At 65.8% G+C, this 25,348-nt stretch carries 24 protein-coding genes; 10 read left to right on the forward strand and 14 right to left on the reverse strand.

Translation table 11 applies throughout. From position 1 onward, the window contains the following. Positions 1-40: 40 nt before the first annotated feature. The 3 genes from ACIA03_RS07695 (at position 41) to ACIA03_RS07705 (ending at position 2,424) form a co-directional block, all read left to right on the forward strand. Positions 41-685 carry a helix-turn-helix domain-containing protein gene (locus ACIA03_RS07695; protein ID WP_396980867.1) on the forward strand — a complete coding sequence of 215 codons (645 nt, stop codon included), beginning with the start codon at positions 41-43 and terminating at the stop codon, positions 683-685. 85 nt (positions 686-770) lie between these two features. Further along, a complete protein-coding gene (locus ACIA03_RS07700) occupies positions 771-1,505 on the forward strand; it encodes a type IV toxin-antitoxin system AbiEi family antitoxin domain-containing protein (RefSeq protein ID WP_396980869.1) in 735 nt (244 codons plus the stop codon). Next, complete coding sequence (locus ACIA03_RS07705) at positions 1,498-2,424, forward strand: nucleotidyl transferase AbiEii/AbiGii toxin family protein (protein ID WP_396980871.1); 927 nt, start codon at positions 1,498-1,500, stop codon at positions 2,422-2,424. The genes ACIA03_RS07700 and ACIA03_RS07705 overlap by 8 nt, the downstream gene beginning before the upstream one ends. A 61-nt stretch (positions 2,425-2,485) precedes the next feature. On the opposite strand, the gene mobF is transcribed toward ACIA03_RS07705, so the two are convergent. Next, a complete protein-coding gene (mobF, locus tag ACIA03_RS07710) occupies positions 2,486-5,134 on the reverse strand; it encodes a MobF family relaxase (RefSeq protein WP_396980873.1) in 2,649 nt (882 codons plus the stop codon). Between the two features lie 739 nt (positions 5,135-5,873). Here mobF and ACIA03_RS07715 point away from each other — a divergent pair. Together ACIA03_RS07715 and ACIA03_RS07720 are read left to right on the forward strand one after the other, a co-directional pair. Continuing rightward, entirely contained in the window at positions 5,874-6,092 is a 219-nt protein-coding gene (locus ACIA03_RS07715) for a hypothetical protein (protein ID WP_396980875.1), read from the forward strand. Positions 6,093-6,101: 9 nt separating this feature from the next. Further along, entirely contained in the window at positions 6,102-6,446 is a 345-nt protein-coding gene (locus ACIA03_RS07720) for a hypothetical protein (protein WP_396980876.1), read from the forward strand. A gap of 442 nt (positions 6,447-6,888) precedes the next feature. Here ACIA03_RS07720 and ACIA03_RS07725 read toward each other — a convergent pair whose 3' ends face one another. The 5 genes from ACIA03_RS07725 to ACIA03_RS07745 all read right to left on the reverse strand — a co-directional run bounded on the left by ACIA03_RS07725 (position 6,889) and on the right by ACIA03_RS07745 (position 11,289). After that, a complete protein-coding gene (locus ACIA03_RS07725) occupies positions 6,889-7,803 on the reverse strand; it encodes a TIGR03619 family F420-dependent LLM class oxidoreductase (protein WP_396980878.1) in 915 nt (304 codons plus the stop codon). Then, positions 7,787-8,872, reverse strand: coding sequence for a zinc-binding dehydrogenase (locus ACIA03_RS07730; protein ID WP_396980880.1), 1,086 nt, complete (start codon positions 8,870-8,872; stop codon positions 7,787-7,789). Before ACIA03_RS07730 ends, ACIA03_RS07725 begins: the two co-directional genes overlap by 17 nt. 44 nt (positions 8,873-8,916) lie before the next feature. Continuing rightward, complete coding sequence (locus tag ACIA03_RS07735) at positions 8,917-10,029, reverse strand: hypothetical protein (RefSeq protein WP_396980882.1); 1,113 nt, start codon at positions 10,027-10,029, stop codon at positions 8,917-8,919. Between the two features lie 275 nt (positions 10,030-10,304). Next, the gene (locus ACIA03_RS07740) at positions 10,305-10,499 is read right to left on the reverse strand and encodes a ferredoxin (RefSeq protein WP_396980884.1); all 195 of its coding nucleotides are present in this window, start codon (positions 10,497-10,499) and stop codon (positions 10,305-10,307) included. A gap of 40 nt (positions 10,500-10,539) precedes the next feature. Then, positions 10,540-11,289 (reverse strand): SDR family NAD(P)-dependent oxidoreductase, encoded by a 750-nt coding sequence (locus ACIA03_RS07745; protein ID WP_396980886.1) that lies wholly within the window; start codon positions 11,287-11,289, stop codon positions 10,540-10,542. Positions 11,290-11,548: 259 nt separating this feature from the next. On the opposite strand from ACIA03_RS07745, the gene ACIA03_RS07750 reads away from it, so the two are divergent. Next, the gene (locus ACIA03_RS07750; protein WP_396980888.1) at positions 11,549-12,754 is read left to right on the forward strand and encodes a cytochrome P450; all 1,206 of its coding nucleotides are present in this window, start codon (positions 11,549-11,551) and stop codon (positions 12,752-12,754) included. Then, complete coding sequence (locus ACIA03_RS07755; RefSeq protein WP_396980890.1) at positions 12,751-13,737, forward strand: D-2-hydroxyacid dehydrogenase family protein; 987 nt, start codon at positions 12,751-12,753, stop codon at positions 13,735-13,737. Before ACIA03_RS07750 ends, ACIA03_RS07755 begins: the two co-directional genes overlap by 4 nt. Positions 13,738-13,883: 146 nt before the next feature. Here ACIA03_RS07755 and ACIA03_RS07760 read toward each other — a convergent pair whose 3' ends face one another. The 8 genes from ACIA03_RS07760 to ACIA03_RS07795 form a co-directional block, all read right to left on the reverse strand. Then, the gene (locus tag ACIA03_RS07760; RefSeq protein ID WP_396980891.1) at positions 13,884-14,753 is read right to left on the reverse strand and encodes an SDR family NAD(P)-dependent oxidoreductase; all 870 of its coding nucleotides are present in this window, start codon (positions 14,751-14,753) and stop codon (positions 13,884-13,886) included. A 7-nt stretch (positions 14,754-14,760) separates the two neighbouring features. Next, complete coding sequence (locus ACIA03_RS07765) at positions 14,761-15,261, reverse strand: nuclear transport factor 2 family protein (protein WP_396980893.1); 501 nt, start codon at positions 15,259-15,261, stop codon at positions 14,761-14,763. Positions 15,262-15,379: 118 nt separating this feature from the next. After that, complete coding sequence (locus ACIA03_RS07770) at positions 15,380-16,585, reverse strand: cytochrome P450 (RefSeq protein WP_396980895.1); 1,206 nt, start codon at positions 16,583-16,585, stop codon at positions 15,380-15,382. A gap of 57 nt (positions 16,586-16,642) precedes the next feature. Continuing rightward, a complete protein-coding gene (locus ACIA03_RS07775; protein WP_396980897.1) occupies positions 16,643-17,806 on the reverse strand; it encodes an ABC transporter substrate-binding protein in 1,164 nt (387 codons plus the stop codon). A 108-nt stretch (positions 17,807-17,914) separates the two neighbouring features. Next, positions 17,915-18,646 carry an ABC transporter ATP-binding protein gene (locus ACIA03_RS07780; RefSeq protein WP_396980899.1) on the reverse strand — a complete coding sequence of 244 codons (732 nt, stop codon included), beginning with the start codon at positions 18,644-18,646 and terminating at the stop codon, positions 17,915-17,917. Then, on the reverse strand, positions 18,643-20,505 hold the full coding sequence (locus tag ACIA03_RS07785; RefSeq protein WP_396980901.1) for an ATP-binding cassette domain-containing protein: 1,863 nt from the start codon (positions 20,503-20,505) through the stop codon (positions 18,643-18,645). The genes ACIA03_RS07780 and ACIA03_RS07785 overlap by 4 nt, the downstream gene beginning before the upstream one ends. Position 20,506: 1 nt before the next feature. Then, positions 20,507-21,544 (reverse strand): branched-chain amino acid ABC transporter permease, encoded by a 1,038-nt coding sequence (locus ACIA03_RS07790; protein ID WP_396980903.1) that lies wholly within the window; start codon positions 21,542-21,544, stop codon positions 20,507-20,509. Between the two features lie 6 nt (positions 21,545-21,550). Then, positions 21,551-22,426 (reverse strand): alpha/beta hydrolase, encoded by an 876-nt coding sequence (locus tag ACIA03_RS07795; RefSeq protein WP_396980905.1) that lies wholly within the window; start codon positions 22,424-22,426, stop codon positions 21,551-21,553. Positions 22,427-22,563: 137 nt separating this feature from the next. On the opposite strand from ACIA03_RS07795, the gene ACIA03_RS07800 reads away from it, so the two are divergent. The 3 genes from ACIA03_RS07800 (at position 22,564) to ACIA03_RS07810 (ending at position 25,296) form a co-directional block, all read left to right on the forward strand. Beyond that, positions 22,564-24,042, forward strand: coding sequence for a flavin-containing monooxygenase (locus tag ACIA03_RS07800; protein WP_396980907.1), 1,479 nt, complete (start codon positions 22,564-22,566; stop codon positions 24,040-24,042). A gap of 2 nt (positions 24,043-24,044) precedes the next feature. Further along, positions 24,045-24,245 (forward strand): hypothetical protein, encoded by a 201-nt coding sequence (locus tag ACIA03_RS07805; RefSeq protein WP_396980909.1) that lies wholly within the window; start codon positions 24,045-24,047, stop codon positions 24,243-24,245. A 67-nt stretch (positions 24,246-24,312) separates the two neighbouring features. Then, positions 24,313-25,296 (forward strand): NAD(P)H-dependent flavin oxidoreductase, encoded by a 984-nt coding sequence (locus ACIA03_RS07810; protein ID WP_396981791.1) that lies wholly within the window; start codon positions 24,313-24,315, stop codon positions 25,294-25,296. Positions 25,297-25,348: the final 52 nt, after the last annotated feature.

Here is a 25,348-nt window from a genome sequence, read left to right on the forward strand (position 1 = left end):
GGATATGGTCGTAGGTATCGACGGGACGAGGATTCTCCAGGTGGCCCGACGAGTTGCCGGTCTCAGTCAGGCAGAGCTCGCCGAGCGAGCCGGCACGTCCCAGGCAACGCTCTCGGCCTACGAGCGTGGCGCGAAGTCACCGGCGCTGAAGGTGGCCGAGCGCATCCTCAACGCCATGGACCTCGAGTTCTCGCTGCGCCCGCACGTCGACTTCAAGGAGCGGCACGTACGCGGCGTCCAGGCGTTCTGGTTCCCGAACATGCTCTGGGCGGTCGGTCCACCGGACTGCTTCGCCACCCTCAAGATCCCGGACCTGATCAACCTCACTGAGCAGAACGAGTGGGACCTCCGCGACCGAACCGACCGCGCCCGGGCGTACGAGATCCTGATCCGCCGGTGCCTTCCGCAGCAGATGATCCGCTGGCTCGACGGCGCGCTCCTCATCGACCTCTGGGACAACCTCAACCTGCCGGCACCCATCCGCTCGGCCTGGAAGCCGGCCATCAAGGACGCAACCCAACCGCACTCGATCGAGATCAACACGAGCGCCTTCCTGCGCCCGCGCGATCCGTTCACCACAGCGAACGTGCGCATCCGCGGCTACCGTCCACTCCCCCAGGAACCTCCGCCGCCGACTCGCCCGAACCGTCGACCCGATGCCGTCAACGGTCGACCTTGGGGATAGACCCGGTTGCTTCCGCGTTGTTCGAACACGGTCAACTATTCACATTGCGCTTGAAAAGTATCTCTCAGCGAGATACTTTTCAAGCATGAAGGCAAGTCAAGCGGCGGTGACCGTGGCTGAGGTGACGTCGTCCCAATGGGGACTGGTCACCGCAGCCCAGGCCAGGATGCACGGAGTGACCCGACTCGACCTGTCCCGACTCGCGTCTGCTGGCCATCTCGTACGTCTCGCGCACGGCGTCTACAAGCACGCAGGCGTTCCGAGCGACGACTTCGAGGACCTACGTGCCGCCTGGCTAAGCACCGATCCGGAAAGACTCGCGGCTGAGCGTCTCAGCGACGGCCCGGAAGGGGTGGTCGTGTCCGGCCCATCGGCTGCTCATCTCCACGCGCTGGGGGATCTGCCGGCCGACCAACACGAGTTCACCACCAGCAGGCGCAGGCAGACGCAACGGGGGGAGCTGCGGTATCGCCAACGTTCCCTCTCCGATCGGGACGTCACGATCAGGGCAGGGCTGCCGGTCACCACCGTCGAACGGACCATCGCCGACCTCGTCGAGGCGCACACCGACCGCAGCCTCGTCGCCGACGTCCTGGGTGACGCCGCTCGTAAGACCACGATCGACGTCAACGTCCTCGGCGACCTGCTCGCGCCCCTGGCCGATAGTAACGGCCTACGCCGCGGTGACGGGGCGAGTCTGTGTCGCCGTCTGCTGGAGAGCGCCCGCCTGGATCCCGATTCACTCATCCAGCGGATCGCTAGATCAGCGGCGTACGCCACCCTGGCCGAGACGGCGAGGAAGGTCGAGAACATTGGCTGACCTCAAGCCATACTCCTCACCCAACGGTGTTGAAGCCGCGATCAAGGACGCCGCACGTGCTGCCGCCAAAACCGACCCGTCACTCACCATCAATGAGCGCATCCGGTTGGAGTACTTCCGCCGGTTCCTCAGCAGGGTGTTCTCGGAGGGATACGACTCGGAGTGGATCCTCAAAGGCGGCACAGGGATGCTCGCTCGGGTTCCGTCGACCCGCTCGACCCTTGACATCGATCTCTACCGCGAAGGATTCACGCTCGACCAAGCGCTCGCCGACCTGCGGCGGCTGGCCGAGGTGGATCTGGGCGACCACTTCCGGTTCGTCTACACCGGCCACGAGCAATCCATCGGCGGGGAGGAGCAGCCCTACACGGACGGCTACCGCGTCCACTTCGAGGTCTACATCGGCGCCCAGCGGAAGTCCCAGATCAACATCGACCTCGCCATCGGCGTCGGCGTCACCGCACCAGTCACCACGACGGCGCCAGCCAGCGGCCTCAGCCTCCCTCGGCTGCCCAGCTCCCCCTACCGTCTCTACCCCGTCGTCGACCAGGTCGCCGACAAGGTCTGCGCCACCATGGCGACCTACAACGGACGTCCCTCCAGCAGGGAGAAGGACCTCGTCGACCTCGTCGTTCTCGCCACCACCCAGGAAGCGTCCGGAGCCGCGCTGCACACCGCCATCGCCCACGAGACCCGCCTGCGGCAGATGGCGCCGATCACCCACTTCACGACACCGACCACCTGGGGCGCGGCGTACGCCAAGATGACCAAGTCCGTGCCGTACTGCTCCGCCTACCGGACGGTCCAGGAGGCTCGTGACCTCATTGTCTCCTTCATCGATCCAGTGCTCGACGGCGCCGCGGCTGACGCCATCTGGCTCCCAGGGAGCCGGACGTGGCAGCGCGGCGACATCCTCTGACCTGCGATGCCTGACTGATTTCGTCGACAGATACACCTTGCTGTCGACGTTTCCAACCGGGCTACATCCCGATGGCCGGTCCTGACGGCTGGGACGTGGTGCGGCGATCGTCTGGCCAAACCCCCTGCCGCGGCCCGGGCGATCTCGATGTGCGGGGATCACGAACAGGCGTACGGACATAGCGTGCCATCGCGCGCGATCCGTAGCGCTCGATGTCTTCCGCTGCGCGTTGGGCGGCGTGCGCGGGTCCGAGGTCGGCGCGGTCGCGACCGAAGACCTCGATCCACTGCTGGCGTGCCTCGTCGAGATCCTCGGCCACGAGGTGGGCGATGTTGTGGTCGCGACCTCGGGTCATGCCCACGTACGCCGATGAGCCGCTGGTGTGGTGCCCGACCAGCACGTGCGCGGTCGAGACAGTGACGCCCTGGATCCCGTGGACTGTGGTGGCGTACGCAAGTTCGACATGCTCCGCCACGTACTCCCGCGGGAGTCGGCGGCGACCGGGAGGCCCAGACACCTGAAGCCCTCTGCGGTCGACGGACGTGACGGTCCAAGTCTCGCGGTTGGCGACGCCGGTAGTCGAGTCGTTGTGGCGGGTTGCGACGACATCGCCGATCCCGATCCGCTCGCCGCCCGCTGTCACCACGCCGTCGGAGACCTCGCCGGTGATCCGGCGGAGGTCGTGGACCAGACCGTTGATCTTGGCCACCTGCTCGCGAGTGTCGGCCACCACTGCGTCGCCGCACTGGGCGATCCCGGCCAGCGCAGCGAGACGCTCGACCTCGCTGGCATGGACCACGATCTCGCCACGGCCCGCCAGCTCGTCGAAGACCTCACCGGGAGCCTCACCACGGCGCATCTGCAGAGTGAGCCGGGCGTAGCGCGGGTCGGTGAACCGGCGTACGCCATCCATGGCGAGATGGCTGCTGGGCGCATACCGACAGGCGAGGTCGAGCACTCCCCCGCGGCCGACCGCCGGCAACTGATGACGATCGCCGACGAGCGCGACCCGGGCGCCAGTATCGTCGGCCAACGCCAGGAGTGCATCAGCGCTGTCCTGGTCGAGCATGCCCGCCTCGTCCACGACCAGCAGGTCGCCGGCGGCGAGTCGAGCCGATGCCGCAGGCTCAGTGTGGATCCGACCCCACCGACCCTTCGCGTCCCATCGGTAGCCGTGCTGGTGCAGCAGCCAGGCAACCGGAGCCGCGGAGGCGTCGATCTGCGCCGACGCGACTTGGGCCGCCTTCCGGGTCGGCGTCACGACCATCATGCGACTCCCTTGAGCACGAACGAGGGCGTTTGCGGCCGCCAGCGTGGCTGTCTTACCGGCGCCTGCCGCCCCCTCGACCACCAACAGCGCACCCGAGCCCGCCACTTGAGCGGCAGCAACGGCCTGCTCCGGATCGAGACGGGCAAACGAAGCCGGCACTCGGCGGGAGGCGGCCGGCTTCCCACCAGCATCCGCTCGTCGGGCAAGGCGGTCGACAAGGTCGTACTCGACTGCCAGCACTCGTGGCGAGGTCAAGGCACGTACGTGTTCCGGTACGTCATCGCGACCGAGCAACGGCACCGACGCCGCCACCACCCGCGCAGTGAGGTCCTCGGCAAGCTCCTGTCGAACAGAGGCCTCGGCGACCACGTCGGTGGCAGTGACCAGCCGCTCGACCTCGCCACGAGCGTCGGCGGCGTTCCAGGCCGATCGGCGTGCTCCCAGCAGACTCACGGCGTCCGCGACCAGTCGGTCCCGGTCCAGCCTCCCGATGCGCTGCGGCCGTAGCTTCGCCGATCTCCTCGGCGGCTTGAACCCCAGTTCGGCGAGCTGCTCGCGCCAGTGCTGCTCCAGTTCGGCACCCGAGGTCGGCATGACCTTGTCAGGACGCGCATCGGCCCACGCCCTGCGATCCCACGCGCGCCGCAACGCCGGCCCGGGCTCCTCACCCGGATGATCTGCTCGCCACGAAGCCTCGTACCGATCCATGTTCTGCTCGATCTGCTTCGACCTGGCACTGAACGCACCCACGTACGGCTCCAGCTCGACGATCTCGCCGGACTCCGGGTCGAGGTGGTAGGCGAGGCTCGCGAGCACCGACCTGAATCCGAGGTCGGCCTGGACAGCGGCATGTCCGATCCCGTTGATCGCCTCGATGCTGTCGCGCAGACCGACGGTGTGCAGCCCACGCCACCGCCCCAGTGCCCTCACTCGGGTGTTGAACTGCAGGTGCAGATGCCGGTGGGGATCACCGGCCCGCGAGGTGTAGTGACGGATCACCGCCGCCTCCATCCCCTCCACCGGCACGTGCACCTGCCGCCCTCTCGGCCCGACACGCGTGGTCGCGTGCTCCCCTACCCACGCCAGGATCTGCTTGACCGCACGCTCCTGCGCGCCGTCGTACGCGACGCTCACCTCGGGATGCACCGCGGCCGCCAGCGACCACGTCTTCGGTCCGTTCACGGCAACCTCGAGGAACTTGACCCCATGCGCGTCGGTCCGCAGACGCCCCTTTGCCTTGCCAGTCTCGACGTCGTAGCCAGCGACCCACCGCTCGTACGTCGGGCCATCCATGGCGCGGGCCGACCCGACCATTTTGCCGTGGACGCGGTAACGCACCACGAGGCCGCTGCCCTCACCGAGGTAGTAGTCGTCCGCCGCAGATCGGTCCGCCTCCACGTAGCGGCGCGCGTTGGCCGCCGAGGCCTTGTAGAACTTCACCCCGCCATGCACCCGAACACCTCCGTCGACAACCATCAATGACCATCAAATCCCCAGGTCATCACCGCATTTATACTCAAATGCGTAGCATGCGTGCCGACAACTTCAGTAGTGGCGTACCCCCAGGTGAGCGTTGAATTTTCGGATCCGTCGTCATCCGTCGATGTCCGTCGGTGCAGCACTTGGAAGGAAGGCCGCAGCGTTGACGACAAGCTCTGGCGACCAGGAGCACGAGAGTTCGATTGTCGCGACCGACACCTATCCAGCCGCCTTGGTGGCCCGAGGTGCTTGGCGAAGGTCCGTCTTGAACCGGTCGTCCCGTTGAGCACCACGGAGTCGGGACGAAGCGACGTCGTCACATATCGCTGCGACGGCGGCATCGGAGCTTCGCGCCTGGACAGCGGTCAGGATGGCGAGCCTCGGCGAGGCGTCCGGACCTCACTCTTCGAGGTTTCGGGCAGTCACGCCTTCGAGGGCACTCTTGACTGCTGATTCCGCGGCAGACGCGAGAACGTCGGCCGGAACGACGAGCATGCCGATCGATACTTCGCTCTCCTCGGCAGGAGTGCGATGGACTGCAGCCAGGCCTGCTCGATTTCCCGTTGCGGGTCTGCGCACTCCTTTCGAAGCCAACGGCGAAGCTCTCCGTTGTGTGCGGCGACGACTGCCGCGGCCGTGACCTCGGCTGCCCGGGCCGGGTGTCACCCGCGGGGCCGGGGCCTGGTTCCGTGGCCTGCTGGTGTGCACGGTCGACGGCACCCACCTGATGCTGCCCGACGAGGACAAGATCAAACGCGTCTATCCCAAGCCGAAAGCCGGCCCGAACGGTGAGTCTGGATACCCCGATGCGCGTGTGGTCGCGCTGGTCGCGTGCGGAACACGGCATCTGATCGGTGCCGTGTTCGGGACCACCAGCATCGGGGAGACCACCTGGGCTCTCGGGCTGCTCGGGCACTAGCACGCCGGGATGCTGCTGCTCGGGGACCGCAACCTGCCGATCAAAGCGTTGACGGGCCAGGTCGCCGCCACCGGCGCGGACTTCCCGATGCGGGTCAACACCACGACCGCCCGCGATCTCCTCATCCTGGCCGCTCACCAGCACGAACACACCGCCATCGACCACACCGCCGTCGACTCGGTCGGCCGGATCGGCACAGCCGTGCTGGCCACCCTCCTCCCCGCCCGCAGGACCCGGACAAGCGACCGCGCCATCAAATGCGCCGCATCGAAGTACCAAGCCCGCGTCACCACCGACCGCACCAGCCGGGCCCATGAGCGGACGGCGTGGCGGACGTGTGCGGCCAGCGGCTAGATGACAAATTCCAAGGTGTGCCAGTGGTCGTAGGCGGTCAGTAAGCGTCGCACGGTGAGTCCGACGGCGGGCGTCGTTGTGCCAGTCTCCACAAAACCCGGGGCTTGACAACTTGACACCAGTGACACTCGGCATAGCCGTGGCTCAACAGGACAGGAACTTTCTCGACGCTTCCCTTCCTCGATCGCGTCACGACCCCCACTACCACCAATCCACGGGGTTCTGAGCGTGCTGGATCAGGTATGGAGACGTCGCACTGACGAGTGGGTTGGCCACTCCCCCAGCCTTGCACGCACGTGAAGTGATGCAAGCCTGTCCCTGCGACAGGCGTTCGGGACAGGAATGTCTGCCATCGACCGAGCCGGCCCGCAACTGGTCCCCAATCGACCGATGCGGCGCAGACGGGCCGATCGGCAGTGCCGCTACCGGCTACCGGCCGACATCACACATTCGTCGCAAACCGATCCAGGTAGCGCTCCAGCCCACGAACCGCGTCCGACAGGCCGGTCGCGGGCAGGCGCACAACGAACGACGACACACCCGCCTCCTCGAGGGCGCGCAGATGCTCGGCGTGCTTCGCGAGGTCGCCACCTTCGCGCAGCACGTCGCTCTCCCACGTCTCGACCTGGACGTCCGGCTCGACTCCCGGACCCTGGATCCGCAGGGTCTCTTCCCTGAGCTCGCGGATCAGCCCGCCGAGCTCGTCGATGCCCGCGATCCCCGGGGTGCGTGCTGTCGTGGTGACCGGGGGCGATACCAACATTGGACTCCATCCTTGTTGCCCCGCGGCCCGGCGACGTGCCCGAGCGCTGTTCCCGCCGATCAGGATCGGGGGTCCACCGTCCTGTACCGGCGATGGCAGCTGTGCAACCTGGACAGCGCGCGCGAACCGACCTTCGTGGTCGAACGGGACCTGGGTCCAGACTCCACGCATCACGGTCAGCGCTTCGTCAAAGATCGCGTTGCGGTCGTCCATCTCCACGCCGAGAGACCGGAACTCCGAACGGAGGTATCCCGCACCGGCCACCACGACGAGTCGCCCGTCGGCGAGCCGGTCGAGGGACGCGAGCGACTTCGCGGCAGCCAACGCGTTCCGGTGCGGCAGCACGAGCAGATACGTCATCATGCGCACACTCGTGGTCACGGCCGCGCAGAACGACAGCGCGGCGATCGGGTCGAACGTCTGGTGCCCCCCGCCTCGCAACCACTTGAGCGACGGAGCCGGGTGCTCAGTGAACGCGACAGCGTAGGCACCGGCCTCGTCGGCTGCCACGGCCAGCCGCTTGACGGACGAGGCATCGTGCAACTCTGGATGATGCCCTGGTCCGTCGACCGGATACTCAACCGTGATCCGCATGCGTCACCTTCCGGTACGACGGCGCGACGACAGCCTTGAGCGCGGTTCCGACACGCATCGCGGAAAGTGCGCCCTGCACGTCGTCGAGATCGAACCGGTGCGTCACGACGTCGCGGAACGGAAAGCGGTCTCGATGAGCCTGGACGAACTGCATCGCCTTCAGCCCGGCCTCGGGGAGAGCTCCGAGGTTGCCGATCACGCGGGCAGCCTTGGCGGTGATCGGCACCGGGTCGAAGGGCACCTCGCGCGAGCCCGAGTACAGGCCCGACAGCAGGTATCGACCGTGGCGCGCCAAGAGCGCCACTCCCTCGGTGAATGCCTCTGGGACTCCCGCTGCCTCGATCACGACGTCTGCTCCACGGCCTGCCGTCAGCTCGAGCACGCGGGCTCGTCTTTCTTCGGCAGTGGTGGCCGCGAGATCGAGCGTCGTGGTCGCACCGAAGGCGCGTGCGAGCTCCAATCTGCTGGTCGGCGCGCCGATCACGATCACGTGGGCTACCGGACTCATCGAGGCGACCATGGCGGCTGCGATCCCGACCGGGCCGCTGCCCTGCACCACCACGCTCTGCCCCGTCTCCAGCAGTCCAAGTCTTTGGGCGCCGGACAAGGCGGTCGGCAAGGCACAGCCGAAGGCGACGAGCTCCTCGTCGGTCACGGGACCGCCTACACGGAAGAACGGCACCCGCCGGGAAAGGCTTGCCACATCTCGATAGCCGGCAGCATTGGGAACCGCCGCCGGAAGCGGCCACTGCCGATTGTCGCAAGGCTTGCCGGACACGCGGCACGAGTGACACTCCCCGCACGGGGACGTTCCGGCGTACCACACGATGCGATCGCCGATCGAGATTGGCATACCGGCCCAGTCGACGTTCGTACCGTCGCCGAGTTCCTGGATCAGCCCGACTGCCTCGTGGCCGAAGGAGATCCTTCCGGTGGCATCGCGCACATCACCATCGAGGCGATGCACATCGCTACCGCAAACGCCGGCCAGGCTCACGCTTGCGACGAGTCCCCCCGGCTCCGCGATGGGATCCGGTGCGCGCTCCACAGAGAGCGCGAGGGTGTCCATGTCGAAGACAGCTTGCCGCCCGGCAATGGGGCTCGATGTGGTGGTCATTCCGGCCGGAAGGGGGCGAGATACTCCCGGAGTGCCTCGCGATAGGCATCCCAGTCGATGGACTCGGTTGACTTGTAGAGATCGATCCAGTCCTTCTCGGTCGTTGGGCTGCCGGACTCGACCTTCAGATTCTTGCCGCCGGTCTTCCTCCAGTCCGCAACCAAGGAGGACAGCTCGTCGCTGAACGCCTCGGCATCGTCGACCCCGTCGGGAGGGTTCGCCAGGGCTTCCTCGGTGTACGTCTCACGCGCGGACTCGATCGTCTTGTTGAACTCTGTGGGGTCGACGAACTCGACACCCTTCGCTGGCGCTTCCTCAGCCCACCTGACGTTGGATGCCACCGTCTTCTCGACGATGGTTCCGAGCAGGTTGATGCGGGCATCGAAGATGATCTGCTGCACCTCGAGCGGCAGCGACTCGAGCGTCGACTTGCTCATCAGGAGCTGCGAGCCGACCGAGGTGGCGAAGTTCGCCGGCACGTAGTACTTCGCCTGGTCCCACACGGACAGCGTCATGAACGGACTCACCACGTTCATGAAACAGTCGATGACGCCACGCTGTAGCGCTTCGTAGACGTCGGCGACTGGCAGGAAGACGTTCGACATCCCGAGCTCCGACACCTCTTCTGAGAACGGTGGCCCGGGCGTGCGGACGATGTTGCCCGAGGCGTCGTCCGCGGAGCCGACCTCGGGCTTGCACAGGAGGTTGTTGGGCGCAGTGCCCCACGTGGCCAACGATGTCGCGTCGTACTTCGCCAACTCGTCCTGAACGGGCCCGGACTGGTAGGCCGCGAACTGCACCGGTGTGCCCTCGACGAGCGTCTGCGGGAATTCAGGAGCGATCACGCTCTGAGTCAGCTCGGCCTCCCAGACGCCGACCGGGAGCTGGTCCGGGGCGTTCGATGCCGACACGAACGTGATGTCCGTCAGCCCGGACTGGATCGAGCTGATCGCTTCTTCGAGTGGGTGAAGGGACTCGGCGTAGTAGGACTTGAACGTGATCTTGCCGTCGGTCTTATCGGTGACCTCGTCCATGAACGTCTGCATCGCTTGCACATGGGCGGCGGTGTCCACGTTGGACTCGCTGTAGATGAGCTCAATCGGCTCCATCTCCGCCAGCGAATCCGCGCTCGCCCCTCCGGCCCCCACGCCCGCACACCCGCTCACCGCCAGGCAGCCCCCCAATGTCAAGGCTGTCGCGCGTAGCCACAGTTTCCTTTGCATGCCTCACTCCTGTATCCAGGTCGATCTCACCGAGGCGACCTTGTCGGTCTTGGTGGGCTCGATGATCCGCCCACGCAGCGGTCAGGGATATGCGTCCGCGCTCGCACCACGAGGACCCGCCTGACGGCACGTCGATGGTGGCGGAGCACCTCGCGTGTGGTTCATCCGATCAATGAGAGCGCGTTGACGGGACAACCGCTGACAGCACTGCGAACCTGCTCGATGTCAGCGGGACGGATCTCGGCGCTCTCATCGACCTCGAGCTCACCCTCGTCGTTGATCACGAAGAGGTCGGGCGCGAGCCCTTCGCAGATGCCGAGGCTCACACACTTCGCCTGGTCGACCGCAATCCTCATGACGACCTCCTCGTCGACCGGCCAACGGCCGTCCGGCCCGTCATCGGGCAGCTGCTTGGGCGAGTCGGAAGAGCGCGAACGTGTTGCCGACGAGGCCTCCGTCCACCAGGATCGTCTGACCCGTGACGTACCCCGAGTCATCGGACGACAAGAAGCTCACCGCCTTGGCGACGTCCGCCGGGATTCCCAGTCGTCCCAGCGGGATGTTTGGGGTGGGATCGGGGTCTTCCCCCGGCTTCACCGCCCGGTTCGTCCCCTCCGTCTGAATGCTGCCCGGAGCCACCGCGTTGACCCGGATGCTGTCACCTGCGAACTCGAGAGCCGCCTGTTGAGTGAGCATCGTCGCCGCGGCCTTCGAGGTCGCATACGCCGCCAGGCCCGGCGCCGCGACGTGCGCCGACATGGAGGTGACGTTCACGATCGCGCCCGCGCCGTCGGCTCTGAGCTGAGCGTGGAACGCCTGCATGCAGCTCAGGACACCGTGGACGTTGACCCGGAGAACCCGATCAAAGTCCTCGCGGCTGACTTCCATCAGCGGCATCGAAGGGTAGACGCCAGCACAGTTGACGAGCACTCCCAGGGCTGGGACCACAGTGGAAGCGGAAGCGATGGAGTCCGGGTCCGTCACGTCGAGCACAAGAGGAGTGCCGGCCACCTTGTCGGCGGCCTCCTTGGCAAGCCGTTCGTCATAGTCCGTGACATACACGTGGAACCCGTCCTCCGCGAGTCGTTCGGCGATCCCGAACCCGATTCCCTGTCCCGCACCCGTCACAAGGGCGTTCCGCGTCATGATGATCCTCTTCGTCCGATAGAAGCAGTGCTCCTTGCGGGCTACTTCGTTATCTTTGTAATGAATGCCACCATAGAACGCGCACCCAGTGGAAGACAAGCATCAGCCCAGACTTCGTCCGAACGACTGCTCACGCGCAAGCGCGGCGCTCGGTTCTGATGCCAGGTGCCTCAATGCCGCTACTTGTTTATCTTTGCAATGAATGCCAATATGAGTAGCCTGGTGTCGAGGACTCAGTGACAACTACGAAGGACGTTCCATGTCGACCGATCGGATAAGCGTAGAACTCCCATGGTTCCCGCAATTGCGGGAAGACCCGATGCGGCCACCGCCTGAGTACGAGATCTGGCGCGAGCAGGACGCAGTCGTGAAGGCGCAATTGCACAGCGACCAGCGCGCATGGGTGGTGGTCCGGCACGAGGCGGCGCGTGAAGCACTGCTCCATCCTGACATCTCCGTGGATGCAGAGCACCCGCACTTCCCGAAGGTGCGCAAGGGAATCACGTCGAGAGCCAACGACACCATGCTCCGGCACATGGATCCACCGATCCACGGGAAGTATCGCCGGATGCTGGCCCGTCAGTTCACGGCGAAGCGCGTGGCCGAGCTGCGGCCTGAGCTCGAGCGAATCCTCACCGAGACGATCGACGCGATCCTCGCGACGGGAGGACCGGTCGATCTGCATCACGAGGTGAGCCTCGTGATCCCGACCAGGGTCATCTGCGCGCTGCTCGGCGTCGACTACCGGTATAGCGCGGACGTCCAGAGGCTCGCCAGTGTCACGGCGTCAGCGGCGTCGAGCCCCGAGGAGCTGGCAGCAGCGGCTGGCGAGCTGTATGGGATCTTGGACCGCATCATCACCGAGCAGGAGAGCGAGCCGCGCGAGGGGCTGATCGGGCGGCTCGTCACCGAGCACTTGGCCAACGGCGAGATCGAGCACAGGCAGATCCTCGGGCAGGTGTTCATGATCATCATCGCCGGTCACGAGACGACAGCAAACACCATCTCGATGGGCATGCTCCAACTGTTCGCCCAGCAGGACATCCGTGATCGCGTCGCTGCGAGTCCCGACCTGATCCCCGGGATGGTCGAGGACATGATCCGGATGCATTCCCTCGTGGACGGGACGCTCTCCCGCGTCGCCAAGGCCGACATGGTCATCGGCGGCCAAGAGATCAAGAACGGTGAAGGTGTCATCGTCAACATCAGTGCGCCGAACTTTGACCCGCGGTTCTGGGACCGTCCGTACGAGCTGAACCTCGACCGCAACAGTCGGGATCACCTCAGTTTCGGCGCGGGTCCGCACATGTGCGTCGGACAGAATCTCGCACGGGAGGAGCTCTACCTAGCCTTCCACCAGCTGCTGACACGTATCCCGACCCTTCGCCTGGCCGAGGACGACGCGGTGGAGATGCATAACGACGGGTTCATCTACGGTGTGCGCCGTCTCATGGTCGACTGGTGAGCTTCGAGGGCGACAGCGGGATGAAGGTTGCGGTCATCCACGACTACCTCGGCGTTGCCGAGCGCATGGCCGACTGGTCCCGAGTGCGCGCACTGGCAGAGCTCGATTTCTTCACCGCGCCTTTCGACGACGACGACGTGGTCGCACAACTGGCGGGCTATGACGTCATCTGCGCTATGCGGGAGCGACTGCCGCTGACGGCGGCACTCATGGACCGACTACCCCGGCTGAAGATGTACGTCGCCACCTCGGAGCGGAACCGCGTCATCGACTTCGATGCCGCCCGGGAGCGCGGGATCGAGATCGCGGCGACACCCAGCGGCGGGCTGGCGAGAGCGGCAACAGCGGAACTGGCCTGGGGACTGTTGCTGGCAGCGTCACGTGGGATCGTGGCGGAGGACCGAGCAGTGCGCGACGGCACCTGGCAGACCATGCCGTTCCCGTCGCTCTACGGCCGCACCATCGGCATAGTTGGCCTCGGAGGAGTCGGCCGGTACATCGCTCGGTACGCGCACGCGTTCGGCATGTCTGTGCTGGCGTGGAGTCCGCACCTGGCCGAGATGGCGTGCGTGGAGGCAGGTGCGACCAAGGTCGAGCTGGACGATCTGCTCCAACTCAGCGATGTTGTGACGCTCCACATCGTCGCGTCGGAATCGACACGGCACCTGATCGACGCTCGTGCCCTCGCCCTCATGAAGCCGACGGCAGTGCTCGTCAACACCTCACGCGGAGCGCTCGTCGACGAGGTGGCTCTCGTGGATGCGCTCCGACTTGGCCGACTGCGCGCAGCCGCGCTCGACGTGTTCGAGAGGGAGCCGCTTCACCCAGATGACCCGTTGACCAAACTCGACAACGCACTCCTCAGCCCCCACTCCGCGGGCTTCACGGAGGAGACGTACCAGGTCTGGTACCAGGGCACCGTCGACGCCGTCGTGGCCTTCCTCGAAGGACGCGAGATCCCGATACGTCACCTGCCGGGGTGAACTGGCGCATCGTCTTCATCGTCACAGCTGTCTATGCGGTCCTCGCGCGGCTCGAACGAAGCCCTCGAGGCACCCGGGGAGGCCGGCAGGGTGAACGCTGAAGAGAGGACGACGCCCCCGGCACGAGAGGTCCTTGGTCTCTTGGCTCAGACGTGCTGCCGGTGCCGCATCGGCACGCTCTCGTTGGCGACAAGCGTCAGCCCACCGTCGACGCAAAGGTTCACACCAGTGATGAACTTCGCGGACGGCCCGGCGAGGAAGGCGACCGCCTCAGCGATGTCCTTCGGCTCGCCGACCGCGCGGAGCGGAAGCGCGTCGGCGCGCTCCTTGGCGAGTCTCGCAAGGTCCTCGGGAGCCACGCCCTTGCGCGCTTCGCCCCACATCGGCGTGTGGATCGGTCCGGGAGAGACCGCATTCACCCGCACACCCACCGGGCCCCATTCCAGAGCGAGGGTCTTGACAAGCATGATGAGAGCGGCCTTCGCCGGCGAATATGCAGACAACCCCGGATGCGGGTGAACGCCGCTCGTGGACGCGGTCGCGACAAACGATCCGCCCGATTCGCGGAGCGCCGGGAGTGCCGTGGAAGCGAGCAGCCAAGCGGCGCGTGCGTGCACAGCGAAGAGGGACTCCCAATCGTCCAGAGAGGTCTCATTGAGAATCCCAAGACGAGTGTTCCCGGCGTTCGACACCAAGATGTCGAGACCGTCGGCGAACGCGATCGCCTCTTGAGCGAGAGTCACCGGGAAAACGGCGGAGGACAGATCCCCCACAGAGACGAGCACCGAGGCCCCACCATCGCGGAGCTCGTCCGCGAACACGGCAAGCTCCGGTGTCTCCTGTGTCGCCGACATCGTCAGACGGGATGTCCGTCCCTGCACGAGCGCATCAGCCATGAGCTTGCGACAGATGGCGCCGCCGATCCCATCCGGCTTCACCCCGGTAACCAGCACGCGCAGCGGGCGCTCGTCGGCTCCACCCGGCGGAACCTGAGATCTCATCGTCGTTTCGCGCACCGCACGATCACTTGCCTCTCATACTGACGTCGAACTTCTCGACGTACGCGTAGAGGCGGGTCAACCTCAATGAGGAGAACTTCCAGTCCTCGTCCACCCGCCGGTAGGTCTCGTGGTAATGACCAGTGCCACGGAGTCGGTAGCCGTGCTCCGGCCACACCAGTACGTCTTCCATCGCCCAGATGCCCGTCGCCGCGTCAGCACCCGTGAACTCGATCTCGGGCTGGTGACCGTGGTGAGTCGTGATGAGCGGTCCGATGTTGGCTGCGACGCGGGCCACAAACGCGTCGACACCCGAGGACTGCAAGGGCTTCTGAGCTTCGGCAGGCCGAAGGTCCATCAGATAGTCGGGAAAGCCGTTGTCGAGCGGACCGATCTGAGCATCCTCGGCGAAGAGGCGTCCAAACCCCTCCCAGTCCTTGGTGTCGAGGCAGCGGAAGTAGCGAGCTTTGAGGATACGGATCGCCTCGATGTCTTCGAGCCGAGTGCGCGCTCCAGTGTCAGTCATGAACGGAAACCCCTCTGTTTGTCTTTGTAACCTTCATCCGTTTGGCACAGTGCGCCCGTTGATGGCGATCGTGCCCGTGCGCACCTCGTACGCGAGGCAGGCTCTTGCCGAGGCTTGGTTACCAGGTGACAGGCATGGTGCGGACTCCGAAGGTGAAGCCGTCCCTCACGAAGTCGACCTCACTCTCGGGGACGGCGAGTTGAAGCGACGGCGCGCGGCTCAGGATCGTCTCGAAGACGATCTCGAGCTCCGCGCGGGCCAGGTTCTGGCCGGCGCATGCGTGGATGCCCGCACCGAGGCCGACATGGGTACTGTCACCGCGATCCGGCTTGAACGTGTACCCGTTCTCCCAGGCGCGCGGGTCGAAGTTCGCCGGCGACAGGACCGGGATGATGCCTTCGCCCGCCGGAATCGTGACACCGCCGAGATCCAGCTCGGCAGTGGTGACGCGCGCGGTCGCCCCGTCGGCGATGCTGTGCATGCGGAGCATCTCGTCAATCGCGACCGGAATCGCCTCAGGATTCTGTCGCAGGTACTCCCGCTTGTCCGGCTCCCTAAACAGCTGAACCAGGCCCATCGAGATCGTGTGCGCAGTCGTCTCGTGTCCGCCGACGATCAGCACGAACGAATTGGCGACGCACTGTTCCCGGGTAATCTCCCCTGCCTGCATCGCAGTCGTCAGCATGTTCAAGACGCCGTCTTCGGGATTTTCGATCCCCTCGTCGACGATTCTTTCGACGAGGGCGAACATCTCTTTGGCGGCCGCATTGAACGTGGCGGCATCCGCACTGGCCGAGGTTGTCACCCGGGCCAGGCGTTCGAAGTCGTGGTGATAGCTGTAGTCGATACCAAGCAGCTGGCAGATCACCGTCGAGGGAACGACGAGGCTGAACTCCTTGTGGAGGTTCGCCGGCTTGCCCAGCGTGAGGAGGCGGTCGAGGGCGTTGTCGACGATCTGCTGGATTCCAGGTCGCAGACTGTTGATGCGCTTCAGTGAGAACCAGGGGGCCAGCATCTTGCGAAACTTGCCATGGAGCGGCGGATCCGTGTGATTGACGAGAAGATTGGGGCGATCGAAGGTCTGCCCCGCCCGCACCTGGGGGAAGTGATCCGCGCTCGGGTCGCGGGAGACATGAGGGCTCTCGAAGACCTCGCGGGCCTCCTTGTGCCGCAGGACGACCCAGGCTGTCGTTCCATTCTGGAGGGTCACCTTCTTCGCGGGCGTCTCCTCACGCCATTCCTCGTACGCGGGAGGCGGTCGAAACGGATCGTCGCGGCGTTGAGGGAACGGGGGCGGTACGGCAGTGTCGTCGACGGCAGTCATGGCTCTCCTTACCCGGAAACAAGACTTTGAGATGTTCGGCGTTCAGCTACAGCGGAATCACTCCTTGGGCACGAGCAGGCCGTTGACGCGAGGACCTGCCTTGACAGTGACGTAGTCCTCGGGCCGGTAGGCCGGGAAATGGTTCTCGGCGGAGAATCCGATCTCCTTGGTGACGAACCAGCGAGGTACGTCGTCGGCCGACTTGAAGCTCTCCATCGCATCCTTGAGCGCCTCCGGCTCGATGCTGCCGGCCTTCTCCACGGCCGCGACCGCGAGCATGACGCAGGCGTACTGGTCGCCGTAGACCTCGGCTGCGAATGTCGGTTCGTCGACGTGCTTCGCGAGGGCATCCTGGTACTCCTTGAAGTCCGACGACTCGGTCACCGGCGTGCCTGTGACGTTAAGCGCCTGGGTGCTGAGGTACACACCAGAAAGCGCCGTCTCGTCGACGAGCTCCCCGAGGTTGTTCACGGCGAAGGTGTCGTCACCCACCACCGGGACGTCCCACGCCATCTTCGCCCGGGTCTTGAGCATCACACCGGCAATCGGCCCGAAGCCGTCGACCACGAGCACCTCGGGGTTGCCTGCCTTCAGCTGCTCGTACTGCGAGGTCAGGTCCGTTGCGGCTGGATCAGCGTCCACGGTCTCGAAGTCGATCCCAGCTTTCTCGGTTGCCGCGATCGCGGCCTCCTTGGCTGCGACGCCAAGCTCCGTGCTCGGATAAACGCCGGCCGCCTTCGTGTAGTCGAGCTCCTTGAGGCTGGCGACCATCGCTTCGGCGACGTAGCGCGACAACGCCGAGTCACCGAAGGCGTACGGGTGCTTCTCCGGGTCGTCGAGCGCCTCTGCCGATGCCGTGGTGCACGACGGCACCTGCGCCTTGGTGAGAATCGGCTGCATCGGCATGGCCTCGGTGCTGGTCGCGCCGGCATGCACGAAGTCGACCTGGTCCCCGGAGCTCAACTTCTTCTGCAAGGCGCTGACCGCCTCGGTGGCGGTGCCGGTGCTGTCGACGAAGGACAGCTCGATCGGCTCGCCGTTCGTGCCACCGTTGGCGTTGGCGACGTCGACCGCCGCCTCCACCGCCGCCTTGTCCGCTTCGCCGATGGAGGCGAGCGGCCCGCTGAGGGGCAGCACCGCCACATAGTGAAGGCCTTCGGAGTGCGACGCACCTCCGTCGCCGCAGGCGGCCAGCGCGCCGAAGACGCTGACCATGCTCATGGCCAGAGCTGCCCTGCGAATCCTCTTGGGTCGCGACTCGAGCATCGAACGCCTCTCTGTCTTCCGCAACCTAGCCGCCCTAGGTCATCAATTCAATATTTCAATAGATTAAGGCTGGGCAAGATCAAGGGCCGCCATGATGTCGTCCCGGGAGAGACTTCCGGCAGCTCCCGAGTGGACCACGCGGCCCTGGTCGAGCATCAGGACCGTGTCCGCGAGCTCGGCGTACACGTCATCGGCCAGTTCCTCGACCAGGAGCACTGCCAGACCGTCGTCCTTCACGGAGGCGATCACGTCCCGTACCTCGCCGATCGCCCTGGGCGAGAGCCCGGACGAGGGCTCATCGAGCAGCAAGACCTTGGGCTGCGCAGCAAGAGCCTGGGCGATGGCGAGCAATTGCTGCTGCCCGCCACTGAGCGAACCGGCCCGGTCCGAACAACGTTCGCCGAGGAGCGGAAACCGGTCGTACATCGAAAGGATCGCGGCGTTGACGTTCGCCCGGCCTGATGCGCGGGTCATCGCGCCCAGGGAGAGATTGTCGCGCACGCTGAGCTCGCGGAACACTCGCTTGCCTGCCTGTACCAGGCCGATCCCATGCTTGGCCCGCTTGTGTGCGGGCCACGACGAGACCGACCTACCGTCCAGATGCACCGATCCAGACGTGGCCGGCAGGAGCCCCGCGATGCCGGACATCAGCGTGGTCTTGCCAGCGCCGTTGCGTCCCCTCAGGACACAGACCTCTCCGCGGTCGACAGCCAGGCTCGCGTCCCACACGACGGTGAGATCGCCGTACCCCACCTGCAGGGATTCGACGACCAGCGCCTTCGAACTCGGACTCATCGGTGCACCCCTTCCGAGCTGCCATTCAGCATGTTCTGGGGCGCGGCAACGTCATCCACGGCTGTCTTGCCGAAGTACGCCGCCAGCACCGCGGCGTCGCCGCGCACCTCTTGTGGCGTCCCGGAGGCGATCACCTCGCCTCGCTCCATGACGAAGACCCGGTCCGCAGTGTCGAGAAGGAATCTGACGTTGTGCTCCACCAGGATGATCGTGGCCCCGGCGCCACGAGCCCGGTCGATCAGCATCCGGAGCTCGGCCAGGCTGACGTCATCGAGCCCGGCAGCGGGCTCGTCCAGCAAGAGCACGCGAGGTCGGCTTGCAACGGCCCGGACGACCTCGAGCAGGCGACGTGTCCCGAGGGGAAGCTGCTTGGCCTCCTCGTTCGCAAACTGCCTGAGGCCGGCGAAGTCCAATGCCTCGATGGCGGCCTGACGGTCGTGGTCGCGTACGCGCCGGAACGACGGCAGTCGCAACAGGGTCGCGAGGATGCCGACCCGGCCAACCGCAAGCCGCCCGGACTCGGCGATCTCCAGAGCGGTCATGTCGCTCGGGATCAGTGGCGTCTGAAAAGTGCGCTTGACACCGAGGTTCGCCACGCGGTGGGCGGGCATCCCGTCGACACGCTTGCCATCGATGGCGATGGCGCCCCCGTCCGTTGCGATGAAGCCGGAGATCACGTTGAGCAGTGTGGTCTTACCCGCGCCGTTGGCTCCCATGATCGCGGTGACCTGGCCAGGATGAGCGTCGAAATCGACGCCGCTGATCGCATGGACTCCGCCAAACGCCCGACTGACGCCACGAACCTCCAGAGTCCCGCCGGCAATCGTGTGCACCTGATCTTCGCCACCCGCCGGGTCAACGCGGGCGGAGACGGTCTGCGGCGGCGCCAAGCGACCGACGATCTTGCGCCCCAGGCCGGCCAACCCGGAAGAGAAGAGCACGCCGACCACGAGAAGGAAGATGCCGTAGAGAAGCACCGAATACCTTTCGAACCCACTTGTCTGGAGCGGACCGAGCACGAGGATGGCTGCTCCGACCGGCGCACCCCAGACGCTGTCGGATCCGCCCACGACCGAGGCCGCGAGCAGCGCGATCATCAGGCTCAGCGTGAAAGCGTCCGGGGAGATGTAGCTGTTCAGGTAGGCGAAGATGCAACCTGCCGCGCCCGCGGGAAGACTTCCGATCAGGTAGGCCGACATCCGGGTCCGATAGGTCGACGCGCCGAGTGACTGCGTGAGAAGCGGGCTCTCCCGCAGCACCCGCAGCCGGGCCCCGAACCGGGACACGATCATGTTGCGGGCGACGACCAGCCACACGAAGACCACTGCTGCTGTGAAAACGTAGAGGCCGGTGGCGTTCAGCTCAACCCCGAGCACGGTGGGTGTCTCGATGACCGGCAGACCGAGCAGACCCCCGGTCTGGTCGCGCATCAACTCGGCGACCTTCGGGATCAGCAGCACGAGGAAGAACGAGGTCATGGCGAGTGACCAGCCGCTCAGTCGGATGCCGGGCACCCCCGAGATGACCCCGAGCATGCCGGCAGCGATGATCGAGGACGCCAGAGCGAGGACGATGTCGCTGTGACCGTCATTGGCCAGATAACCCGTGACATAGGCGCCGGTGGCAAACATCGCGACCTGCCCGAGGGCGAGCTCTCCGCCATAGCCAAAGCTGATGTTGAGTCCGCTGACGATCAAGGTGTACACGGCGATGAGCATCAGCTGCCGCTGGTGGTAGATGTCGCCGGACAACACGGGCACCAACGCGATCACGGCAACGAAGAGCGGGCCGATCGACCAGGATCGGTGGCGGAGCGACCGGAGGACGCCGCCGATGGCGGTGGAGCGATCACGGGCCACGTCAGATCATCCTCAGCCGCTTGTCACCGAACAGCCCGGTCGGCTTCACGAGCAGGAGCACCAACAGGAGAGCGTAGAGAACCGGCAGGGCCGCCTCCGAGCCCCAGTACCGGGTCACGGAGATCTGTACGCCGCCGATGACGAACCCGGCCAACATGGAGCCGATGTAGCTTCCGAAGCCACCCAGAGCGAGCGCGACGAAGGCCAGTACGACCAAGGTATTGCCCATGTCGACGTTTGCGTTCGACTGCGATCCCACCAGCGGCCCGATGAGGCATCCGAACGTGCCCGCGACCATCAGACTGACAGTCCGCACCAGGCGGACGTTCACGCCGCGAAGTCGGGCCGCCTCCTCATCTGATGTCGCCACCCGGCCGTACAGGCCGAGTCGGGTACGGCGCGAGGCCCAGTGAAATGCCAGCGCCATCCCGATGCAGAGCCCGATCAGCACCAGGTCGAGCACACCGACCCGACCGCCGAGCAGGTCGACAGCCTTCGTCGATCCCGGGAAGCTCACCGAGCGTGGCGTCGTTCCCCATATCACCATCGCGGCCCCCTGGAGTACGACGGCGGCGCCCACCGTCGTGATGAGCGCCGCATGTCCGCTCGCGGCACCCAGTGGCCGAATGGCGACGTACTCCTCGACAAGCCCCAGGAGGGCGCCCGCCACCGCACAGACCGCAATCGCGAGGAGCACCGGTACCTCTGCCACCGAGAGCAGCTGATACCCGAGGAAGCTACCGAGCATCACGAACTGCGGCAGTGCAAAGTTGAACACGCCCGAGTTCGAGAGTACGACGTTGAACGCCAGGGCGACCAGTCCGTACGTTGCGCCAACGCTCATTGCGGCCCACAAGAGGGTCATCGCTGTTTGCTGTTCTGGTGCGGCATCGGGGTGGTCCTTTCGCGCGACTGTCGCCGAACAGGCTAACCTATGATCACAATCATTGTATAGATCAAGGGCCGGCCTGATTGTTACGGTGCGGTCAACGACGTCGAAGATGGACGCCGGCACCAACTGAGCGACCGACCAGTCCAACGCCGATCATGCCCGCCTCTTCTCGTCCAGAAACTCCCGTAGATGGTCGAATGCGTCCTTCGCAGCTGGGTCATCGGGGAAGCCGTAGTGCCAGACGTGCTGCTGCTCGGGAAATTCGCGAAAGCTCACAGTGACCCCTGCTCGGCGTGCCCGCTCGGCCAGACCCCGCGCGTCGTCACGAAGGACCTCGAGCACGCTCGTCTGGATCGCCATAGGCGGCTGTCCTGACCAGTCGGCAAGGAGGGGCGAGGCCAAGGGGTCGGTGGGGGCATGACCTTGCAGATACATAGCCACACCCTCCTCGGCCTGGGCACGCGAGTAGAGAATGTCGGTCGTCGCACATTCGTCGTACGACTGCGCAACCACGCGGAGATCCACCCAAGGACAGAGCAGCAGCGCAGCATCCGGGCTGTCACCCCGCTTGCCGACCTCCAGCAGCAGGCCCGCAGCCACTCCCCCACCTGCAGAGTCTCCGGCAACGATGAGCTCCCGATCCCCAGCACGGGGGACCTCCCTCCGAAGCGACTCGTACACGGCCAAGGCGTCCAGGAGGCCGGCCGGGAAGGGATTCTCGGGAGCCAGCCGGTAGTCGACTACGACCACCCGCGCCGACAGCTCCCGCGCAAGGTGGGAGCAGTAGGGTGTGAAGCCACGCGCCGAGCCCATGCGGAAGCCACCGCCGTGCAGGTAGAGGATGGTGCGGTTGACTGGTCGCGAGGGCGCGAGGTCGATGACCGGGCGACCATTGAGGGTGCACTCCCGCGCGACCACACCTTGTGCCAATGGCCGGGCCCCCATGTCGCGATCCAGCGCCTCCCGAGCCTTACGGACGTGGTCCGGCACCTCCGAAGAGCGCACCGAAGTAGGTTTCGGAAGAGTCATGGGACTTCCTCTCGCGACGACCAGCGGTTGACGACGGTACGCATGGGGACAATACTCTAGACGCGCAATCTTTTCTAAGATGACAAGTATTCGGCGAGAGGAACTTCATGGGCGAACACGGACAAGGCACACCTGTGGTGACCGCTGCCGTGATCGGAGGCGGCTTCTCCGGCATCGCAGCGGCAATCGCGCTGCGCAAGCAGGGCTGCCAGGTGACGCTGTTCGAGAAGTCATCGAGCGTCGGGGGTACGTGGTGGGACAACACCTATCCGGGCGCTGAGGTCGACACCCCATCCGTTCTCTACTCCTTCTCCTATGCGCCGTGGCGATGGTCGCGTACGCACGTCCGCCAGGCCGAGCTCCTCGACTACCTACAACGGGTGACCGAGCGGTTCGGCCTGAGCGAGTCGCTACGCCTGGGCGTCACCGTCGAGCGCGTCGAGTGGATCGACACCGCGCAGTGCTGGGAGATCACACTCACCGACGGCAGCATCAGCCGACACCAGATCGTGGTCAGCGCGGTCGGGTTCCTCAGCCAGCCGAAGTACCCCGACTGGCCGGGTCTGGAAGAGTTCGGCGGCAGGGTCGTCCATACCGCCCGCTGGGAGAGCGACCTACCGATCGAGGGACGCAAGATCGCCGTGGTCGGGTCCGGCTCCACTGCGGCGCAAGTGGTGCCAGGGCTGGCAGACATGGGTGCCGAACTGCTGATGTTCCAGCGGGAACCGGGCTGGGTGCTCCCCAAGGGCGCTCGGCCCTACACCGACGAGGAGCGATGGGCGCTGAACTCGAGCATCGCTCAGCGCATCTCTCGCTACCTCATGCTCTACCGGCGAGAGAAGTCCCAGTACCGAAACGCAGCCTGGCGTCCCGGCACGCCGCAGAACGAGGCAGCGGAGTCGGCCGCCCGCAAGTACATCGGCACGGTCTTTGCCGACCGCCCTGACCTGGCAGAAGCTGTCACGCCCAGCTATCCGTTCGGCGGCAAGCGGCCCGTGCTCGCCGACGGCCTGTACCCCGCAATGCTCAAGGACAACCTCACCCTCGTTCCGCATGCCGTGGAGCGCGTCACCCGCGATGGCGTGGTCGACAAACGTGGTGTCGAGCACAAGATCGAGTCCCTGGTGCTGGCCACCGGCTTCCACACCGACTTCCACACCAACTTCGATGTTGTCGGCCCCCACGGAACCAAGCTCGCCGATGCCTGGGGCGAGGAGCCCGAAGCGATGCTCGGCATCATGGTTCCGGGCTTCCCCAACTTCTTCATCATGTACGGACCCAACACGAACGGCGGGGCCATCGTCACCCACCTGGAAGCCCAGGCGTCGTACATCGGGGCGGCCGCTCGCGCGCTGGGCAGGCGGGGCGCGACGCGGATCGAAGTCAAGGAGAGGCCGGTGAAGATGTTCAACGCCTGGCTTCAGCGCCGCTTGGAGGGGACGTCGTTCGAGGGCGCCAACAACTACTACAAGAGTCCCTCCGGTCGAGTGATCACGCAGTGGTCGGACGGTGCGATCATCTACACGCTCATGACCAGGCTGCTGCGTAGGGGCACGTGGAGGTTCGGGCGCACGCTGGAGTCCGCGCAGCCCGACGAAAATGCGGGGAGGCAGTGAACATGCGTCACATCAAGACTGTCGGGTTCGTGGCTGCGGCCGGCGGCGCTATCGCCTTGGGGCGTGCCGTGCCGCGTCTCGCCGAGATCATCCGCGCAACCCGAATCCTCGACTCGGTTGACACCGGCTCGGTGTGGACGACCAGAGCTGACGAACCGGAACACGCCGTGCGCGTGGGCTCGGATGACCACGGACCTGAGTGATTGCGCCAGCGATCCGATCCCCGCTACCAGGCGGGCGCAAGCCCCCATTCGACTGAAGGACAAGAACATTCTCCGCACACATTTCACGACAGAGTTCGGGATCGATCATCCCCTGGTCTGCGGGGGGATGACCGGCGTCGGCACGGCACGGCTCATCGCGGCCGTGGCGAACACCGGAGCCCTCGGGTTCCTGACCGCTCTCACCCAGCCGACGCCTGAGGCACTCTCTGATGAGATCGCCCGAACCCGGGAGCAGACCGACAAGCCTTTCGGTGTCAACCTGACGATCCTCCCCACCATCGACCCGATTCCGTACGACGAGTACCGGGCCGCGATCATCGAGTCCGGCATCAAGGTGGTCGAGACCGCCGGCTCCGATCCGTCGCCTCATCTGCCTGACTTCCACGCCGCTGGGGTGCGGGTCATCCACAAGGCGACGAGCGTGCGCCACGCCCTCTCTGCACAGCGCAAGGGCGTGGATGCGGTGAGCATCGACGGCTTCGAGTGTGCTGGCCACCCCGGCAGCGACGACGTCGGCGGACTGGTCCTGATCCCCGCAGCCGCGAAGGCGCTCGACATACCCGTCATCGCCTCCGGCGGCATCGCAACCGGAGCGGGACTCGTCGCAGCCCTTGCACTCGGTGCTTCAGCAGTCAACATGGGCACCCGGTTCATGGCGACCACGGAGGCTGAGATCCATCCCCACGTCAAGGCCCAGATCGCCGCCAACAGCGAACGCGACACTGTCGTGGTGTTCCGCGAGTTCCGCAACACCGCACGGGTGGCCAGGAACTCCATCTCGGAGAAGATCGCGGAACTGTCGCAGCGCCCCGGCGCCACGTTCGACGACGTCGCGGACCTCGCGTCCGGCCGCCGCGGTCGTGAGCGGGTGCTGCGCGACGGCGACCTGGAGGACGGCCTGTGGTGGGCTAGTCAAGCCCAAGGGCTGATCGAGTCCGTCGACTCCGTAGCCACTGTGGTTTCGGCCGTGCTCGAGGAAGCCGAGCGCCTGATGACGGAACTTCCTCAAACGATCGTCAACAGAGCCTGACGAAGCAAATGATGTCGGCCCGACCCGTACCGGGTCGGGCCGACATCATGGC

It is taken from the genome of Nocardioides sp. NPDC051685 (assembly GCF_044453405.1).
Lineage (GTDB): Bacteria > Actinomycetota > Actinomycetes > Propionibacteriales > Nocardioidaceae > Nocardioides.